This window comes from Streptomyces torulosus, assembly GCF_001419765.1.
GTDB lineage: Bacteria > Actinomycetota > Actinomycetes > Streptomycetales > Streptomycetaceae > Streptomyces > Streptomyces torulosus.
Genome location: NZ_LIRK01000183.1, coordinates 26,666 through 44,590, shown reverse-complemented (window position 1 = coordinate 44,590; position 17,925 = coordinate 26,666). Strand labels below are relative to the sequence as shown.

Annotated in this window: 17 protein-coding genes and 2 pseudogenes; 10 read left to right on the top strand and 9 right to left on the bottom strand. The window is 72.3% G+C overall.

Annotation, left to right across the window (positions count from 1 at the left end; translation table 11 throughout):
* Window positions 1-50 precede the first annotated feature (50 nt).
* A complete protein-coding gene (locus tag AOK23_RS13420) occupies window positions 51-2,432 on the bottom strand; it encodes a phosphoketolase family protein (protein ID WP_055712943.1) in 2,382 nt (793 codons plus the stop codon).
* Window positions 2,433-2,481: 49 nt separating this feature from the next.
* On the opposite strand from AOK23_RS13420, the gene ppk2 reads away from it, so the two are divergent.
* The 4 genes from ppk2 (at window position 2,482) to AOK23_RS13400 (ending at window position 6,422) form a co-directional block, all read left to right on the top strand.
* Window positions 2,482-3,285, top strand: coding sequence for a polyphosphate kinase 2 (gene ppk2, locus AOK23_RS13415; protein ID WP_055712942.1), 804 nt, complete (start codon window positions 2,482-2,484; stop codon window positions 3,283-3,285).
* A 418-nt stretch (window positions 3,286-3,703) separates the two neighbouring features.
* Entirely contained in the window at window positions 3,704-4,405 is a 702-nt protein-coding gene (locus tag AOK23_RS13410) for a response regulator (RefSeq protein WP_055712941.1), read from the top strand.
* A 98-nt stretch (window positions 4,406-4,503) separates the two neighbouring features.
* Window positions 4,504-4,914: a pyridoxamine 5'-phosphate oxidase family protein gene (locus AOK23_RS13405; protein WP_055712940.1), complete on the top strand. Its 411-nt coding sequence runs from the start codon at window positions 4,504-4,506 to the stop codon at window positions 4,912-4,914.
* Window positions 4,915-5,150: 236 nt separating this feature from the next.
* The gene (locus AOK23_RS13400; protein WP_055712939.1) at window positions 5,151-6,422 is read left to right on the top strand and encodes a globin domain-containing protein; all 1,272 of its coding nucleotides are present in this window, start codon (window positions 5,151-5,153) and stop codon (window positions 6,420-6,422) included.
* Window positions 6,423-6,446: 24 nt separating this feature from the next.
* Here the strand turns inward: AOK23_RS13400 and AOK23_RS13395 are convergent, their stop codons facing one another.
* On the bottom strand, window positions 6,447-6,638 hold the full coding sequence (locus AOK23_RS13395) for a hypothetical protein (protein WP_055712938.1): 192 nt from the start codon (window positions 6,636-6,638) through the stop codon (window positions 6,447-6,449).
* A 191-nt stretch (window positions 6,639-6,829) separates the two neighbouring features.
* Here AOK23_RS13395 and AOK23_RS47840 point away from each other — a divergent pair, with 191 nt between their 5' ends.
* The 3 genes from AOK23_RS47840 to AOK23_RS13385 all read left to right on the top strand — a co-directional run bounded on the left by AOK23_RS47840 (window position 6,830) and on the right by AOK23_RS13385 (window position 8,558).
* Window positions 6,830-6,967, top strand: a complete 138-nt coding sequence (locus AOK23_RS47840) for a hypothetical protein (RefSeq protein WP_157878024.1) — start codon at window positions 6,830-6,832, stop codon at window positions 6,965-6,967.
* A gap of 69 nt (window positions 6,968-7,036) precedes the next feature.
* Complete coding sequence (locus AOK23_RS13390) at window positions 7,037-7,639, top strand: cysteine hydrolase family protein (protein ID WP_055712937.1); 603 nt, start codon at window positions 7,037-7,039, stop codon at window positions 7,637-7,639.
* A 10-nt stretch (window positions 7,640-7,649) separates the two neighbouring features.
* Window positions 7,650-8,558: a GlxA family transcriptional regulator gene (locus tag AOK23_RS13385; protein ID WP_055712936.1), complete on the top strand. Its 909-nt coding sequence runs from the start codon at window positions 7,650-7,652 to the stop codon at window positions 8,556-8,558.
* A gap of 24 nt (window positions 8,559-8,582) precedes the next feature.
* Here AOK23_RS13385 and AOK23_RS13380 read toward each other — a convergent pair whose 3' ends face one another.
* On the bottom strand, window positions 8,583-9,110 hold the full coding sequence (locus AOK23_RS13380) for a MarR family winged helix-turn-helix transcriptional regulator (RefSeq protein WP_055712935.1): 528 nt from the start codon (window positions 9,108-9,110) through the stop codon (window positions 8,583-8,585).
* Window positions 9,111-9,247: 137 nt separating this feature from the next.
* Between AOK23_RS13380 and AOK23_RS13375 the strand changes: the two genes are divergently transcribed.
* On the top strand, window positions 9,248-9,763 hold the full coding sequence (locus AOK23_RS13375; protein WP_055712934.1) for a YceI family protein: 516 nt from the start codon (window positions 9,248-9,250) through the stop codon (window positions 9,761-9,763).
* A gap of 143 nt (window positions 9,764-9,906) precedes the next feature.
* Here the strand turns inward: AOK23_RS13375 and AOK23_RS47835 are convergent, their stop codons facing one another.
* Complete coding sequence (locus AOK23_RS47835) at window positions 9,907-10,080, bottom strand: hypothetical protein (protein ID WP_157878023.1); 174 nt, start codon at window positions 10,078-10,080, stop codon at window positions 9,907-9,909.
* A 110-nt stretch (window positions 10,081-10,190) separates the two neighbouring features.
* Between AOK23_RS47835 and AOK23_RS13370 the strand changes: the two genes are divergently transcribed.
* Window positions 10,191-12,122: an SMI1/KNR4 family protein gene (locus AOK23_RS13370; RefSeq protein ID WP_055712933.1), complete on the top strand. Its 1,932-nt coding sequence runs from the start codon at window positions 10,191-10,193 to the stop codon at window positions 12,120-12,122.
* On the opposite strand, the pseudogene AOK23_RS49720 reads toward AOK23_RS13370, so the two are convergent.
* A pseudogene (locus tag AOK23_RS49720) lies at window positions 12,098-12,217 on the bottom strand (DNA-binding response regulator); the annotation flags it as partial. The gene AOK23_RS13370 and the pseudogene AOK23_RS49720 overlap by 25 nt on opposite strands.
* Window positions 12,218-12,403: 186 nt before the next feature.
* Here AOK23_RS49720 and AOK23_RS13365 point away from each other — a divergent pair.
* Complete coding sequence (locus AOK23_RS13365; protein ID WP_055712932.1) at window positions 12,404-13,573, top strand: magnesium and cobalt transport protein CorA; 1,170 nt, start codon at window positions 12,404-12,406, stop codon at window positions 13,571-13,573.
* Between the two features lie 16 nt (window positions 13,574-13,589).
* On the opposite strand, the gene AOK23_RS13360 is transcribed toward AOK23_RS13365, so the two are convergent.
* The 4 genes and pseudogenes from AOK23_RS13360 to AOK23_RS13345 all read right to left on the bottom strand — a co-directional run.
* The gene (locus AOK23_RS13360) at window positions 13,590-13,925 is read right to left on the bottom strand and encodes a YnfA family protein (protein WP_055712931.1); all 336 of its coding nucleotides are present in this window, start codon (window positions 13,923-13,925) and stop codon (window positions 13,590-13,592) included.
* Window positions 13,926-13,998: 73 nt separating this feature from the next.
* Window positions 13,999-14,676 carry a response regulator gene (locus AOK23_RS13355; RefSeq protein WP_055540782.1) on the bottom strand — a complete coding sequence of 226 codons (678 nt, stop codon included), beginning with the start codon at window positions 14,674-14,676 and terminating at the stop codon, window positions 13,999-14,001.
* Entirely contained in the window at window positions 14,676-17,255 is a 2,580-nt protein-coding gene (locus AOK23_RS13350) for a sensor histidine kinase (protein ID WP_055712930.1), read from the bottom strand. The genes AOK23_RS13355 and AOK23_RS13350 overlap by 1 nt, the downstream gene beginning before the upstream one ends.
* A gap of 60 nt (window positions 17,256-17,315) precedes the next feature.
* Window positions 17,316-17,918, bottom strand: a pseudogene (locus AOK23_RS13345) (response regulator); the annotation flags it as partial.
* Window positions 17,919-17,925: the final 7 nt, after the last annotated feature.

Here is a 17,925-nt window from a genome sequence, read left to right as displayed (position 1 = left end):
GGGCCGTCGGTCCACCGGTGGAGGGTGTTTCCACCGGTGGACGGCGGCCCTCAGGCGTTCCAGGCCCAGTCGGCGACCTCGGGCAGGTCGGTGCCGTGCTCGCGGATCCAGGCGTGGTGGCGGGTCCGGGCGTCGGCCATCCGCTGCCGTACGGCGGCGGCGCGCACGGCGAGGCCGGGGACGCGGTCGATGACGTCCATGACCAGGCGGTAGCGGTCGAGGTCGTTGCGGACGACCATGTCGAACGGTGTGGTCGTCGTGCCGGACTCCTTGTAGCCGCGGACGTGCAGGTTCCGGTGGCCGGTGCGGCGGTAGGCGAGGCGGTGGATCAGCCACGGGTAGCCGTGGTAGGCGAAGATCACCGGTTTGTCGGTGGTGAACAGCCCGTCGTACTCGAAGTCGCTCATCCCGTGCGGGTGTTCCTCCCGCGGCAGCAGCCGGGTCATGTCGACGACGTTCACCACGCGCACGGCGAGTCCGGGCAGGTGCCGGCGTAGCAGTTGCGCGGCGGCCAGCACCTCCTGCGTGGGGACGTCGCCGGCGCAGGCGAGGACGACGTCGGGTTCGCCGCCGTTCTCCGTGCCGGCCCAGTCCCAGATGCCCGCGCCGCGCGCGCAGTGGGCGCGGGCCTCGTCCAAGGACAGCCAGTCGTAGCAGGGCTGCTTGCCCGCTACGACGACGTTGACGTAGTCCCGGCTGCGCAGGACGTGGTCCGCGACGGAGAGCAGGGTGTTGGCGTCCGGCGGCAGATAGACCCGGACCACCTCGGGGCTCTTGTTCAGGACGTGGTCGACGAAGCCGGGGTCCTGGTGGGAGAAGCCGTTGTGGTCCTGGCGCCACACATGGGAGGTGAGCAGGTAGTTGAGGGAGGCGATGGGGGCCCGCCAGGGCAGCTCGCGGGAGGTCCGCAGCCATTTGATGTGCTGGTTGACCATGGAGTCGACGATGTGGACGAACGCCTCGTAGCAGGAGAACAGGCCGTGCCGGCCGGTGAGGAGGTAGCCCTCCAGCCAGCCCTGGCAGGTGTGCTCGGAGAGGATCTCCAGCACCCGGCCGTGCCGGTCCAGGTGCTCGTCCACCGGCAGCATCTGGGCCTGCCAGGCCTTGCCGCTGGCGTCGAAGACGGCCTGGAGGCGGTTGGAGGCCGTCTCGTCCGGGCCGACGACCCGGAAGTCCCGGCGGGAGCGGGTGTCGTTCATGACCGCCTCCAGGAGGCCGCCGAGGACCCGGGTCGGCTCGTGGAGGGTGGTGCCGGGCTTCTCCACCGGGACGGCGAAGTCGTCGAGGGAGCGGACGGGCAGGTCGCGGACGAGGAGACCGCCGTTGGCGTGCGGGGTGGCGCCGAGGCGGCGGGGACCCTCGGGGACGCAGGCGAGGACGTCGGGGACGGGCCGGCCGTCGGGGCCGAACAGGTCCTGCGGCCGGTACGACCGCAGCCACGCCTCCAACTGCCGCAGGTGGTCCGGGTTCTCCCGTACCCCGGCGAGCGGGACCTGGTGGGCGCGCCAGGTTCCCTCGACGGGCTCCCCGTCGACCTCGGCGGGGCCGGTCCAGCCCTTCGGGGTGCGCAGCACGATCACCGGCCAGTGCACGCGCTCGGTGACGCCGTCCTCACGGGCGGTGCGCTGCATGAGGGCGATCCGGTCGAGGGCCTCGTCGAGGGCCGCGGCCATCGCGCGGTGCACCTGCGCCGGGTCGTCGCCGGTCACATGGATCGGGACGTGCCCGTAGCCCCGCAGGAGTGCGTCCAACTCGCTCTCGGGGAGGCGGGAGAGGACGGTCGGGTTGGCGATCTTGTAGCCGTTGAGGTGGAGGATCGGCAGGACCGCGCCGTCGTGCACCGGGTCCAGGAACTTGTTCGAGTGCCAGGCGGCCGCCAGCGGCCCGGTCTCCGCCTCCCCGTCGCCGATCACACAGGCGACCAGCAGGCCGGGGTTGTCGAAGGCGGCGCCGTACGCGTGGGCCAGCGAGTAGCCGAGTTCGCCGCCCTCGTGGATGGAGCCGGGGGTCTCCGGGGCGACATGGCTCGGCACCCCGCCGGGGAAGGAGAACTGCCGGAACAGCCGCTCCATGCCCTGCGCGTCCCGCGGGACGTCGGGGTAGATCTCGCTGTAGCTGCCCTCCAGCCAGGAGTTGGCGAGCACGGACGGCCCGCCGTGGCCGGGGCCCCAGACGCACAGCGCGTCCAGTCCGCGTGCCTTGATCACTCGGTTGAGGTGGGTGTGCACGAGGTTGAGGCCGGGCGAGGTGCCCCAGTGGCCGAGGAGCCGCGGTTTGATGTGCTCCGGCCGCAGCGGCTCGTTCAGCAGGGGGTTCGCCATCAGGTAGATCTGTCCGGCGGCCAGGTAGTTGGCGGCCCTCCAGTGGGCGTCCAGGGTGCGCAGCTCGGCGTCGGAAAGTACGGTGACGTTCTGGTGTTCGACCTTGGTCATGGGTGACTCCGGAACTCATCGGCGGGGGTCATAGGGCGGTGGAGGCGGCATGGCCGGCAAGAAGGCGACGAAGTTGCCGCGCGCGACGTACGAAGAGGAACTGCTGCGTCTGCAGACGGAGTTGGTGAAGCTCCAGGAATGGGTGCGGACGACGGGCACCCGACTGGTCGTGATCTTCGAGGGGCGGGACGCGGCCGGCAAGGGCGGCACGATCAAACGGGTCGCCGAGCACCTCAACCCGCGTGTCGCCCGGATCGCCGCCCTGCCGAAGCCGACGGAGCGCGAGCGCGGCCAGTGGTACTTCCAGCGGTACATCCAGCACCTTCCGGCGGCCGGGGAGATCGTGCTGTTCGACCGGTCCTGGTACAACCGGGCCGGCGTCGAGCACGTGATGGGCTTCTGCACCGATCAGGAGTACCAACTTTTCCTGCGACAGTGCCCCATCTTCGAGCGGATGCTGGTGGAGGACGGGATCCTGCTGCGCAAGTACTGGTTCTCGGTGAGCGACACCGAGCAGCAGGACCGGTTCCGCCGGCGGCTGGAGGATCCGCTGCGGCGCTGGAAGCTGTCGCCGATGGACCTGGAGTCGATCTCCCGCTGGGAGGCGTACTCGCAGGCCAAGGACACCATGATGGTGCACACCGACATCGCCGAGGCGCGCTGGTTCGTGGTGGAGAGCGACGACAAGCGGCGGGCCCGGCTGAACATGATGGCGCACATGCTGGACTCGGTGCCGTACCACGAGGTCCCGCCGCCGGTGCTGGAACTGCCCGAGCGTCCCGCGTCGACCGGCTACCAGCGCCCTCCGCGCGACCTGCGGACGTACGTCCCGGACCACGCGGCGAAACTCTGAACGGCGGCGCTCCGAACGTCGGCGACGCTCCGAACGTCGGGCCACCACGCTCACCCGCACACCGGGGATGCTGGCGTACGGCCGCGTGCTGGCGTACGGGCAGGTGCTGGCGTACGGCCATGGAGATGCGCCCCTTCGTCCTCGGCCGGACCGCGACCCGGCGTCGCTCGACCTCGCGTCCCTCACCCTCGCGGATCGCGGCCGGCCGCGCCGGATGCCGAAGGGCCGCGACGACAGGGCCGGACGGCCTGGGCGGCAGGCCGCGCGGCCCCTGGCGCGGCGCCCGGGCCCGCCCGTGCGCGGAGGGTGGGCTGGTGGGGGCCGATCGGCCCTAGTGCGGGCGGCCCGGGCGGCGTGATGATCGACATCATGGGCAGACCCGTGTTCTGTCCTCTTCGCCGGGGAACGAGGGGCCACGATGTCCGAGCCACGTACTTTCACCGAGCAGAACCCGATCCGCGTGTTCCTGCTCGACGATCACGAGGTCGTCCGGCGCGGCCTCGCCGATCTGCTCGACTCCGAGCCGGACATCTCCGTGATCGGCGACGCCGGCACCGTCGAGCAGGCCCTGGTGCGGGGCCCGGCGCTGCGGCCCGATGTCGCCGTCCTCGACGTGCGGCTGCCGGACGGCGACGGCATCTCGGTCTGCCGGGAGCTGCGCAGCCGGATGCCGGGGCTGAGGTGTCTGATGCTGACCTCGTTCGACGACGAGGAGGCCCTGCTCGACGCGATCATGGCCGGTGCCTCGGGGTACGTCCTCAAGCAGATCAAGGGGTCGGACCTGGTCTCCGCGGTCCGTACGGTGGCCTCCGGCCAGTCGATGCTGGACCCCGCGACCACCGCCCGGCTGATGCGGTCGCTGCGGGCCGAGCCGGCGGCGGGGCCGGCCGAGCCGTCGGAACTGGCGACGCTGTCGCCGAGGGAGCGGGACATCCTGGCGCTGATCGGTGAGGGGCTCACCAACCGGGAGATCGGCAAGAGGCTCTACCTGTCGGAGAAGACCGTCAAGAACCACATCTCCCGCCTCCTGGCCAAGCTGGGCGTCCAACGCCGCGTCCAGGCCGCCGTCCTCGCCACCCACCTGGACCAACCGACCCCGGGCGAACACCGGCCGAGCTGAACGAAACAGGGGCCGCCCTCAGGGTCCCCGGCCGGACGGGCTGGAGAACGGGCCGACCGGCCCTACCCGTGTTCGGGTGTCGTACGGACGATGGACTGATGGTTCAGAACGATGCGTTTCGCGTGCTCGACCGGCAGGAGTGCCTGAGACTGCTGGCCAAGGTGCCGGTCGGGCGGGTGGTCTACACCCGGCGCGCGCTGCCCGCCGTGCTCCCGGTCAACTTCGCCCTCGACAGCGACGACGCCGTGCTGCTGTGCACGTCGGCCGGCTCCGACCTGGTGCGGGCGATCGACGGTGTCGTCGTCGCGTTCGAGGGCGACGAGTTCGACCCGGCCACCCGGTCCGGCTGGAGCGTCGTCGTCACCGGCCGGGCCGACGTGGTGACCGATCCCGCCGAGCACGAGCGGCTCTCCCGCTCCGGCCCCGCCTCCTGGATGCCCGCACGGAACGAGGTCTTCGTACGGATCGCGTCCGAGATGGTCACCGGCCGTGAACTCGGCACGCGCTGACCGGGCGTCGGCGCCACGACAGGGCTCTTGGGAGGTCGTCCCGGGGCCGCCCGGTCCCACGTCGACCGCACAGGTTGGGCCGATGCTCCCGACTCGATGGGGCCATTGGTCCCCACTTCGCCGGTAACGGGCGAACGGCGCCGAAACGCGGTCCGTTGCCTGATACACAGAAGACCGGCGCCCCGAGGGGACGCGGCGCCCGACCCCACCCCTGACGCCCATGCCTGGGAGGCCTCATGCTGTCCGAAGAGTCCGCCGCCGTCGTCCGCGCCACCCTGCCCGCGGTCGCCGGAGCGCTCGACGAGATCACCACCCGCTTCTACGGCGCCATGTTCCGCGACCGTCCGGAGCTGCTCGACGGGATGTTCAACCGCGGCAACCAGGCGAGCGGCGCGCAGCGCCGGGCCCTGGCCGGGTCGATCGCCGGGTTCGCGACCGCGCTGCTGGACGACCCGGACACCCGCCCGGACACGCTGCTGGACCGGATCGCGCACAAGCACGCGGCGGTCGGGGTCACCGACGACCAGTACACGATCGTCCACAAGTACCTCTTCGGCGCGATAGCCGAGGTGCTCGGCGACGCCGTCACCCCGGAGGTCGCGGCGGCCTGGGACGAGGTGTACTGGCTGATGGCGGGCGCGCTGATCGGCCGGGAGGCCCGGCTCTACCAGGACGCGGGCGTGACGCCCGGAGAGGTGTGGCGGCCGTGGACCGTCGTCGAGCGCCGTACGGAGACCCCGGACACGGTGTCCTTCCTGCTGCGCCCCGCCGACGGGGGACCCGCGCCGCGGGCCAGGGCCGGCCAGTACGTGAGCGTCCGTGTGCGCATGGCGGACGGTGTGCGCCAGGTACGCCAGTACAGCCTCTCGTCCGACCCGGGCGACGGCCTGCGGCGGATCACCGTGAAGCGGGTCGCCGCGGCGGAGGGCACGCCGGACGGCGAGGTCTCCACCCTGCTGCACGAGCGGGTGTCCGCGGGTGACGAACTGACCCTGTCGGCGCCGTTCGGCGATGTCTTCCTCGACGATCCGGCCGACGCCGGGTCCCCGGTCGTGCTCGTCTCGGCGGGCATCGGCTGTACGCCGATGACCGGCATCCTGGCGCATCTCACCGCCGCCGGCTCGACCCGCCCGGTGCTGGTGCTGCACGCCGACCGCTCCCCCGCCGACCACGCCCTGCGCGCCGAGACCCGTGCGCTCGTCGACCGGCTGCCGGGTGCCCGCGCCGTCTTCTGGTACGAGCACCCCGAGCCGGCCGAGGCGACCCACCCGACCGCGCAAGCCGAACAGGTCGAGGGGGCCGACCGGGCCGACCGGGTCGGCACGGAGCTCCGGAGCGGTCTGATGGACCTCGACGGTCTCGAACTGGCCCAGGACGCCACGGTGTTCCTGTGCGGGCCGCTGCCCTTCATGCGGGCGGTGCGCGGTCAGCTGCTGGCCGCGGGGATACCCGCCCGCAGCATCCGCTACGAGGTGTTCGGCCCCGACCTGTGGCTGCCCGGTTCCTGACGGAGCGGTCGCCCGAGGGAGCGGTCAGTCGAGTCTCGTCTCGGGGATCTGCACGTTGATCGGCTCGCCGGAGCGCGGGTCGACGGTCAGGCCCCGGCCGGTCCTGCGGTTGCGGAGCTGGGCGTGGGTGAGGCGGGCGCCGAGGATGTCGCCGCGGAGCCGGGGCTTCGGCAGCCGACGGTCACCGCCTCGCCCGGGACGAAGCGCGGCAAGCACGGCGAGGGCCCCGACATCGTCTACCTACCGGGGACCGGCGGGTCCGGGGGCGGCGCCACGGGCGGCGGTTTCGGCGCCCGGCGGGTGAAGTCCACGAAGTCGCTCACCGGTCTGAAGGTGGCCGTCAAGATCGTCCAGACCGGTGGGGTCGCCGACACCGGGTGTGGACCTCCCTCGGCGACAGGGTGTCCGTGTCCTCCGCCGCGTCGGGCGGGGAGCCGGACTACGTGGTGACGCTGAAGCCAGGCGTCACGCTGGGGTCCGGCACGTACGTCCTGAAGTTCGGCTACAACCACGACCGGGCCGTCCGCCGCGCTCGGAGCGGCTGACCGGATCGGTCCGCTTCCGGACCCGATGCGGTCTGTCGCCGTTCCCTCCGCGCGGCCGAGGCTTGGGGCATGACCCGAGCACTGATCGTCATCGATGTCCAGGAGTCCTTCCGCGCCCGCCCGCTGTGGGAGGCGATCTCCGACCCGAAGATCGCCGACAAGGTCAACCGGCTGGTCCGGCTGGCCCGCCGGGCCGGTGACCTGGTGGTGTGGGTGCTGCACTCCGAGCCCGGCACCGGCGGCGCCTTCGACCCGGCCCTCGGCCACGTCCGGCTGCTGGAGGAGCTGGAGCGGCCCGAGGCCGGCGAGCCGCTCGTCCACAAGACCTCGCACAACGTCTTCACCACCACCAACCTGCAGCAACTCCTCACGGAACGCGGAGTCCGCGAACTCACCGTCTGCGGCATCCGCACCGAGCAGTGCGTCGAGACCACCGCCCGCGTCGGCAGCGACCTCGGCTACCTGGTGACCTTCGTCGTCGACGCCACCGCCACCAACCCGATCCCGCACCGCGACGCGCCCGCCGACCAGAGCGTCGCCGAGTTGCTCGCCGACCCGCGCACCCTGCCCGCCGACGAGGTGATCCGCCGCACCGAGTACGCGCTCGCGGGACGGTTCGCCACCATCGCGACGGTGGACGCGTTGGAGGCCGCGGCGGACGATCCGGCATGATGACCGGATCGTGAGCCACGTCGTGTTCTTCCTGGTGCCCGGAGTCCATCTGCTGGACCTCGCCGGCCCCGCGCAGGTCTTCTCCACCGCGGCGGACTTCGGGCACCCCTACACCCTCCGCTACGTCGCCGAGCGGCCCCAGGTCCCCACCGCTCAGGGTCTGCCCCTGGTGGCCGCGCCCGACTGGCCCGACCTCGGGCCCGAGGACCTGATCGTGGTGCCGGGCTGGCGGACCGTCACCCTCGCCGACTCCCCGGCCATCGCCGACGCCTCCCTGGAGGTCCTGCGGGACCACCATGCCCGGGGCGGGACTGTGGCCAGCGTCTGCGCCGGCGCGGAGGCACTCGGACGGGCCGGCCTCCTCAAGGGCCGCCGCTGCACCACCCACCACGATGTGCAGGACGAGCTGGCCCTGCGCCATCCCGGCGCCGTCGTCGTGCGCGACGTGCTGTTCACCGCCGACGACCGGGTGATCACCTCGGCCGGCATCGCCAGCGGCATCGATCTGGCCCTGCATCTCGTCGCAGGCCGGCACGGCCCGGCCGTCGCCGCCCGGGTCGCCCGCGACATGGTCGTCTACGCCCGCCGCAACGGCGACGAGCCGCAGACGAGCGCGATGTTCCGGCACCGGTCCCATCTCGACGACACCGTGCACCGCGTCCAGGACCTCATCGACACCCACTTCGACCGGCCGCTCCCGCTGCCCGGCCTGGCCTCGGCCGTCGGCGTCAGCGAACGCACCCTCACCCGGATGTTCACCCGCGCCACCGGCCTCACCCCGCTGCGCTACCAGCAGACCCTGCGCCTGGAGCGCGCCGAGCACCTCATCAGCCACGGCGCCACGGTCGACGCCGCGGCGCGCTCGGTCGGCTTCGAGGACGCCCGGATGCTCCGCCGCCTGCGCGCCCGCGCGAACTGACCCGGCCGCAGGCCCTGGCGCGGGTCACGTCGAGGCCGGGTCCGGTGTCTCGGCGGGGCGCTCGGAGACCAGGTCCGGCAGCAGTCCGCGCAGCGCCTCGCGCTGCGCGGGCCCCATGAACTCGCCGAGCGCGTCGGTGACCGTCCCGGCGAGCGCGTCGGAGGCCTCCTTCAGCAGGCGCCGCGCCTTCTCGGTGAGCGCGACCTGGATCCCACGCTTGTCGCCGCACACCGAGGCACGGGTGATGAGGTCGGAGTGCTGGAGGCAGGCGATCTGGTAGGTGAGCCGGGTCTTGGGGCGGCCGAGGAGCTCCGCGATACGGGTCATGCGCAGCCCGTCCTCCGGCTGGGTGGCCAGCAGACACAGGATCAGGAACTCGTCGTGGGAGACGCCGAGCCGCTCCTTCACGACCGCACGCAGCCGCTGCTCCACCGCGCCCGTCGCGCCCAGCAGCAGCATCCAGGCGTGCAGCTCGGCCGGCAGCAGGCCGCCGCTCCCCTGCGCGGACGGGCATTCGGGCAGGTGGGCAGGGTGTTTGTCGTGGTCGGCCATGGACCCCAGTGTACCTGTTGTCCATTTTTGGAAGACCTGGTTGTCCAAATTCGAATAACGAGCTAGCTTCAGTCATGCAAATTTGGACGACCGCCTGATCATGACTCCCCTCATGACCGCTCGACAGGAGAACCCCCATGACAGTCGCCGTGGAAACCGGACTGTGGCAGCTCGACACCACCGCCTCCACCGTCGCCCTGCAGCACAGGACGATGTGGGGCCTGGTCACCGTGAAGGGAGCCTTCGGCACCGTCGGCGGCCAGGGCGAGGTGCGGCCCGACGGGTCCGCCGTGGGCGTCGTGACCGTCGACGCGGCCTCCCTGGACACCAGGAGCGCCAAGCGCGACGAGCACCTGAGGTCCGCCGACTTCTTCGACGTGGACCACCACCCGGAGATCACCTTCGCCGTCCGCAGCGCCGAACTCCGGGACGGCGACACGGTCGGCGTCGTCGGCCGACTGACCGTGCGCGGCATCAGCAGGCCGCTGTCCCTCACGGCGCGCCTGACGGAGGCCGGCGCCGAAGGGGTCACCCTGGGCACCGAGTTCACCGTCGACCGGGAGCAGTTCGGCATGGGCTGGAACCAGCTCGGCATGATGCGCGGCCTGGCCACGATCACGGCGACGCTGCGCTTCGTCCGGACCACCGCCTGACCCGACCGTCTCCGCCAGGTGTCGGGGCGCCCAGAGGGGGGACTTGGTGGGCAGACCGGATTCAGCGGCCTTCCCCCTGGGGGGCTGACCCGGTTCAGGCTCCTCCTGTTCAGCAGTGAGCCGGGGGAGCCGACGCCCCGAGGTCAGCCGAGGTCGCCCTGTGCGCAGACGCGGCGGGCGATCTCGCGGAGTTCGACGTTGCTCTCCTGGGAGTAGCGGCGCGGCTCCGAGGGCACGCGCATGGGGCGCGAAGGCGGGTCAGCGCTCCCGGACTTCTGCCCGTGCGTCGCGGTGCCGCCGAGGATCACGAGGCGCACCGCCTCACACCAGCATGCCGGCGCCTCCGCCACGGCGCGGGCCACGCCTGCCCCGACGCCGTACCCCGCCGTTCGGGGCGCTGTCAGTGGGCGGTGGCAGCATCGGACGCATGACCGACATGGACAGCACGGCATTCGACTGGCAGTCCTTTCTGCGGGCGTGGAGCGGGGAGTGGGCGGACTCCGTGCCGGACGACGAGTTACGGGACGAGGAAGAGACCGCCCGGGACACGCGGTGGCTGGGGTTCCCGCCCGCGTCCGAGGAGCGGATCACGGCCATGGAGGAGCGCCTCGGGCGACGGATGCCCCCGTCGTACCGGGCGTTCCTGCGGATCAGCGACGGCTGGCGGCACGCGGGCGGGTTCGTGTGGCGGCTGGCGGGCACCGGGCACGCCCGCTGGCACGACAACGAGTCGGGACTCGCGGAGTTCTTCGAGGAGCACCTGGACGAGGATGCCGGGCCCGAGGAGCGGTGCGAGGCGGACGTGTGGCGGCGCGGGCTGCAGATCGACGTCGAGTCCGACGCCACCCACGTCCTCCTGGACCCCGGGGACGTCGACGAGAGCGGGGAATGGGCGGTGTACACGTGGGCGAGCTGGCGGGCCGCGCCACCCGAGCGGTTCGCGGACTTCGGCGCGTTCATGCGGGAGATGCACCGCGAGTTCCACCGGCTGCGGGCGCGCGGCGGCGACGGCGCCCCGGAGTTCGTCAACGACACGACGCGCGGGCTGGACGCCCGGATGGACGAGGCCCGGTCGACGGCGCTGCGCGGCGACTGGGAACGGGCCGTGACGGTGCTGGACGAGGCCAAGGAGTACGGCAGACCACGCGCCGCCGGCCTGGGCGACCAGATACGGCGCCTGCTCGGGGAGACCTACATGGTCCACTTCGAGGACGTGGTGACGGACCCGCGGTACGCGCCCGACCTGCTGCCGCCGCTGGTCGCGGAGCAAGCGGCGCACTCCTACCGGGACGACTCCACGCTGAGGTTCTCCCTGCGGGGTGCCGACCAGGACCTGGTGTCCCTCGCGTACGCGACGCTGGACGAGGTAAGGAGCGGCGCGTACCGGTACACGGCGGGCGGACCGTTCGGGGAGGCGGTCGAGCGGGCGCGGGAGCTGGCGCGGTGGGGTGAGTCCGACGGGGCGTGGCGGACGCTGATCGACGCGCTCCCGCTGTGGGAGCCGCTGGGACCGGACCACCTGGCTCCGCTGGGCTGGCTGGCCGACCCGCTGCTCGGGCCGCTGCTGACCCAGGAGCGGGGCCGGGAGCTGCTGTCCACTCCCCGGGGCGGACAGGTCGGTGCGGTACCGGTACCGACAGCGGGCGGGCAGTCCGGTGCGGTCCCGCTACCGGCGGCGGCGCTCGACCCGGGCGGTCTGGCGTGGCTCGCGGAGCCTGACCCGGGCAACAACCGCGTGTCCTACCGGTTCGTGCTGGTGGAAGGGGTCGAGCCACAGGAGCTGCCCGCACGTCTCGCCGACGGTGACGGCGCCACGCTGGGTGCCGAGCAGACCCGCTGGGAGGCGCGCCGCGGAGCGCTGGACGACCGCAGGGAGTTCCCGCCCTTCGAGGACAGGGCGCTCATGTCGGTGGGCCGGACCGGCAACGGTTGGAGTTTCGCCTTCGACGGCGAGCCAGCCCCGTTCGACCGGGGGCGGTTCATCTCCCCGGCCGGGGCCGCCTCCGTCGACGGCACCCGCGCGGTCGTGGTGTGGAGCGCTCTGCGGACACATCACCAGCCGTCCTTCCATCTCTCGGTCGCGCGGGACGGCGCCGAGCAGTACGCGTTCACGTACGCCGAGGGAGAGGTGTGGCGCAGCGGGGAGATACCCCGGGCGCTGGACCCGAGCAGGTTCTTCGGCGACAGGGCGGACGACGCGGAGGCGGAACGGGCCGTGCTGGAGGCGGTGGCGGAGGAGTTCGGGGTGTCCCTGCCCCGGCACGCCCTCGTCAGGGGGCGGCTGCACACCTTCACCACGCGCTCCTGGAGGCGTCCGCCCCTGGACGGAGAGATCTACACGGTCATCCGCGTGGGTTGAGAGGGCACCCCCACGGTGCGTGTCTCCGCGGCGCGCACCAGACCGCTCTCGTAGGCCATGACGACGAGTTGGGCGCGATCGCGGGCCCCGAGCTCGTCGTCGGCCGTCCGCAGACACTCGCGATACTGCGATCGCGGCAGACCGCCGCGTCGCGCGGCGGCACCACAGCACCTAGTCTCGTTGTCGCCGTCCCCTTGGCCTCACCGGCCCCGGCGGGCGAGGTGCACCCGCTCGGCACCTCCCGCGCAGCAGATTCGGGTACTCCTTCCGGAGGTGGCGTCATGTCCGAATGGCGCGTACGCGCGGCCCGCGCCGGGAAGTGGCCCCTGCGCTCGGCGGGCCATGCCGGCCGCGGCGGTACGGAGCCGGCCCCGGAGCACGCGCTGGACGCGTGGACGGAGCCGGACGACGTGCCGCGGGTGCCGCTGGAGCGCAGTCTGGTGGACGCGGCGGTCTACCGCGAGGGGCGACGCGTCGACACCCCCGCGTCCCTGGCGGAGATCTACGAGCAGCTGCCCGGCGCGCCCGGGACGATGGCCTGGATAGGGCTGTACCGGCCGACCCCGGAGCAGCTGTGGCAGGCCGCCGATCAGTTCGGGCTGCACGAGCTGGCCGTGGAGGACGCGATCGTCGCCCACCAGCGGCCGAAGCTGGAGCGCTACGGGGCCACGCTGTTCGTCGTCCTGCGCTCGGCCCGCTATCTGGACGAGACGGAGGAGGTGGACTTCGGTGAGATCCACATCTTCGTCGGCCCGGAGTTCGTCCTCACCGTCCGCCACAGCCAGGCTCCCGACCTGGGTGCCGTCCGTAAACGGCTGGAGACCGACCAGGACCTGCTGGCGATGGGCCCGGAGGCGGTGCTCTACGCGATCCTGGACGCCGTCGTCGACGAGTACGCGCCGGTGGTGGCGGGTCTGCAGAACGACATCGACGAGATCGAGACCGAGGTGTTCGGCGGCGACCCGAAGGTGTCCCGCCGTATCTACGAGCTGTCCCGTGAGGTCGTCGACTTCCAGCGGGCCACCCGTCCGCTGCTGACCATCATGCGCAGCCTGGAGGCCGGCTTCGCGAAGTACGGCACGAACGAGGAGCTGCAGCGCTATCTGCGGGACGTCGCCGACCACGCCACCACCGTCGCCGAACGCGTCGACGGCTTCCGGCAGGCGCTCGGCGACATCCTCACCGTCAACGCCACCCTCGTCACCCAGGCGCAGAACGAGGAGATGAAGGCCCTGGCCGAGGCGGGCCACGCGCAGAACAACGAGATCAAGAAGATCTCCAGCTGGGCGGCCATCCTGTTCGCGCCCACCCTCATCGGCACCGTCTACGGCATGAACTTCGACCACATGCCGGAGCTGCACTGGGTCCTCGGCTACCCCTTCGCGATCGTGCTGATGGCCCTGGTCTGCGTCAGCCTGTACATCGTGTTCAAGCACCGGGACTGGCTGTGAGCCGCGCCGGGGAGGGTCAGTGGCCGCGTGGGGCGTACATGATGACGGCCATGCCGGCCAGGCAGATCAGCGCGCCCACGACGTCCCACCGGTCGGGGCGGTAGCCGTCGGCGACCATGCCCCAGGCGAGGGAGCCGGCCACGAAGACGCCCCCGTAGGCGGCGAGGATCCGGCCGAAGTTCTCGTCGCTCTGGAAGGTCGCGACGACGCCGTACAGGCCGAGGGCGACAACTCCGGCGCCGATCCAGGCCCATCCCTTGTGCTCGCGGACGCCCTGCCAGACCAGCCAGGCCCCGCCGATCTCCAGGAGGGCGGCGACGAGGAACAGGGCGGCGGAGCGGGCGACGGTCATGGGCGCGACACTATCGGCGGGGTCGTACCGTCCCTCCCGGCAGTCCTCCAGGCCTCGCCCTGCCACGGCGCCGTCAACGCTCGAAGCGGTATCCCATCCCCGGCTCCGTGATGAAGTGCTTCGGGTGCGACGGGTCCGCCTCCAGTTTCCGGCGCAGTTGTGCCATGTAGACCCGGAGGTAGTTCGTCTCCTTGCCGTACGACGGGCCCCAGACCTCCTGCAGCAGCTGCTTCTGGCTGACCAGGCGGCCGGTGTTGCGCACCAGCACCTCCAGCAGTTGCCACTCGGTCGGGGTGAGGCGTACGTCCTCACCGCCCCGGTTGACCTTCTTGGCGGCCAGGTCCACGGTGAACCCGGCGGTCTCCACCAGGACGTCCTCGCCGGCGGTGGGTTCCGCGCGGCGGACGGCCACCCGCAGCCGGGCGAGGAGTTCGTCCATGCCGAAGGGCTTGGTGACGTAGTCGTCGGCGCCCGCGTCGAGCGCCTCGACCTTCTCGTCCGAGGTGTGGCGGGCGGACAGCACGATGATCGGCACCCGGGTCCAGCCGCGCAGGCCCTTGATGACATCGACGCCGTCCATGTCGGGCAGCCCCAGGTCGAGGACGACCACGTCGGGGTGGCGGGAGGCGACGAGCTGAAGGGCGGTGGCTCCGTCGGACGCCGCGTCGACGTCGTACTTGCGCGCCTTGAGGTTGATCACGAGCGCGCGCACGATCTGTGGCTCGTCGTCGATCACGAGCACCCGGGTCATCAGGTCTGCCTCTCGGTGGGTACCAGGTGGTGCGGCCCAGCGGTCGCCGCCGGTACGGGCTGCCGGGGTCCGGTGCCCGTTCCCGCGGCGCGGAGGGTCAGGACCATTGTGAGGCCGCCGCCGGGGGTGTCCTCCGCGGTGAGGGTGCCGCCCATGGCCTCGGCGAAGCCGCGGGCGACCGCGAGGCCCAGGCCGACCCCCGCGCCGCGCGGGGCGTCGCCGTGGCGCTGGAAGGGCTCGAAGATACGGTCCTTCGCCTCGTCGGGGACGCCGGGACCGCGGTCCACGACCCGGACCTCCACCCGGTCGGCCAGGGCGCTGGCCGCGACCACGACCGGCTCGCCCCGGGGGCTGTACTTGACGGCGTTCTCGACGACGTTGGCGACGACCCGCTCCAGGAGCCCCTTGTCCGTGACGACCATGGGCAGGCTCTCCGGCACGTCCAGGACGACCGCCGACCCGGGATCCGGTATGCCGCCCATCGCCATGGGGACGACCTCGTCCAGGTCGGTCTCCGTCATGAGCGGGGTGACGGTGCCGGTCTGCAGGCGCGACATGTCCAGCAGATTGCCCACGAGGTGGTCGAGGCGGTCGGCGCCGTCCTCGATCGCCGCCAGCAGCTCGGCCCTGTCCTCCTCGGACCACTCCACGTCGTCCGAGCGCAGCGACGACACCGACACCTTGATCCCGGCGAGCGGGGTGCGCAGGTCGTGGCTGACGGCGGCCAGCAGCGCGGTGCGGATGCGGTTGCCCTCGGCGAGTTCCTTGGCCCGGTCCGCCTCCTGCCGCAGCCGCTGACGGTCCAGGACCACGGCGGCCTGGGCGGCGAAGGCGGCCAGCACCCGGCGGTCGGAGGCGGGCAGCACCCGCCCGGACAGCGCGAGCGCCATATGGTCGCCGACGGGCATGTCGACGTCCGCGTCCTCGGGGCTCCCGGCGGGACGCGGGCCCACGCTGCCGGCGCGTATCCAGGGGTCGACGTCGCTGGTCCGCTCCAGCAGCGCCGCCGACTCCATGGCGAAGGTCTCCCGGACGCGTTCCAGCAGCGCCTCCAGACTGGTCTCGCCGCGCAGCACACTGCCGGCCAGGAAGGAGAGGATCTCCGACTCCGCGCGCAGCCGGGCCGCCTGGTGGGTGCGCCGGGCCGCCAGGTCCACGACCGACGCCACCGCCACCGCCACCCCGACGAAGATCACGATGGCGAGGATGTTCTCGGGGTCGGCGATCGTGAGCGTGTGGAAGGGTGGGGTGAAGAACCAGTTCAGCAGCACGCAGCCCACCACGGCCGAGGCGAGCGCCGGGTGGAGACCGCCGAGGAGGGCCGCCGCCACCGTCAGCGCCAGGAACAGCAGCATGTCGTTGGCGAGACCGGCGTCGGGCCCGAGCTGGAGCAACAGGGTGAGCAGGGCGGGCCCCAGGACGCCGACGAGCCAGCCCGCGACGATCCGTGCCCGGCCGAGCCGGGTGCCGCGCGCCACCGGCAGTCCGCGCCCCTTGCCCGCCTCGTCGTGCGTGATCAGATGGACGTCCAGGTCGGGGCCCGAGTCGCGGGCCACCGTCGCGCCGACGCCGGGCCCGAACACGTACTGCCAGCTCTTGCGGCGTGAGACGCCCAGCACGATCTGGGTGGCGTTCACCCCGCGCGCGAAGTCCAGCAGCGCCGCCGGGATGTCCTCGCCCACGACGTGGTGGAAGGTGCCGCCGAGGTCCTCCACCAGGGTGCGCTGGACGGCCAGCTCCTTGGGTGAGGCGGAGGTCAGCCCGTCGCTGCGGGCGATGTAGACGGCCAGGACCTCGCCGCCCGCGCCCTTCTCCGCCAGCCGGGCCGCCCGCCGCAGGAGGGTGCGCCCCTCGGGACCGCCGGTCAGGCCGACGACGATGCGCTCCCGCGAGCCCCATATCGTCGACACCCGGTGCTCGCTGCGGTACTCCGTCAGGTACTCGTCGACCCGGTCGGCCACCCACAGCAGCGCCAGCTCGCGCAGGGCGGTGAGGTTGCCGGGGCGGAAGTAGTTGGACAGCGCCGCGTCGACCTTGTCCGGCTTGTAGACGTTGCCGTGCGCCATGCGCCGCCGCAGCGCCTGCGGGGACATGTCGACCAGTTCGATCTCGTCGGCGCGGCGCACCGTCTCGTCCGGCACGGTCTCCCGCTGCCGCACTCCCGTGATCGACTCCACCACGTCGCCCAGTGACTCCAGGTGCTGGATGTTCACCGTGGAGATGACGTCGATCCCGGCCGCCAGCAGTTCCTCCACGTCCTGCCAGCGCTTGGTGTTGCGGGAGCCGGGCACATTGGTGTGGGCGAGTTCGTCGACCAGCGCCACCCGCGGGCGCCGTGCGAGGACAGCGTCGACGTCCATCTCGGTGAAGACCGTGTCGCGGTACTCCAGCTCGCGGCGCGGGACCTGCTCCAGAGCGTGCAGCATGACCTCGGTGCGCGGCCGCCCGTGGTGCTCCACGAAGGCCACCACGCAGTCGGTGCCGCGTTCGGTCCGGCGGTGCGCCTCGGACAGCATCGCGTACGTCTTGCCGACGCCCGGTGCCGCGCCGAGGTAGATCCTGAGCTTCCCGCGTGCCATGGTCTCGTCTCTGCTCTCGTCTGCTGTCGTGCGCGGTTCCGGCCGTGGGGCGGGCGGGGCTCACGTCTCGAAGCGGTAGCCCGTCCCCGGCTCGGTGATGAGGTGACGGGGCCGGGAGGGGTCCGCCTCCAGTTTGCGGCGCGGCTGGGCCATGTACACCCGCAGGTAGGGGGTCCGGTCGCCCTGGGGCGGCCCCCACACCTCCCGTAGCAGGTCCTTCTGCGGGACGAGGCGGCCGGGGCTGGTGATCAGGATCTCCAGCAGATGCCATTCGGTCGGGGTGAGACGGATGTCGTGGCCGTCCCTGGCGGCCTTCCTGGCCACCAGGTCGACGGTGAGGCCGTCCGTCTCGACCCGCGTCACGCCGGGTGGTACCGGGGTGGTCTCCGTACGGCGGGCGGCGGCGCGCAGCCGGGTCATCAGCGCGTCCATGGCGAACGGTTTGGTGATGTAGTCGTCGGCGCCCGCGTCGAACGCCGCGGCCTTGTCCTCGGAGGCCGTCCGCGCCGACAGCACGAGGATGGGGACGGGGGTCCTGCCGCGCAGGGCCTTGATGACGTCGACGCCGTCCATGTCGGGCAGACCGAGGTCGAGCATGACCACGTCGGGCCGGTGTGCGGCCGCCAGCCGGAGGGCCGTGGTCCCGTCGGGGGCCGCGTCGACCCGACCT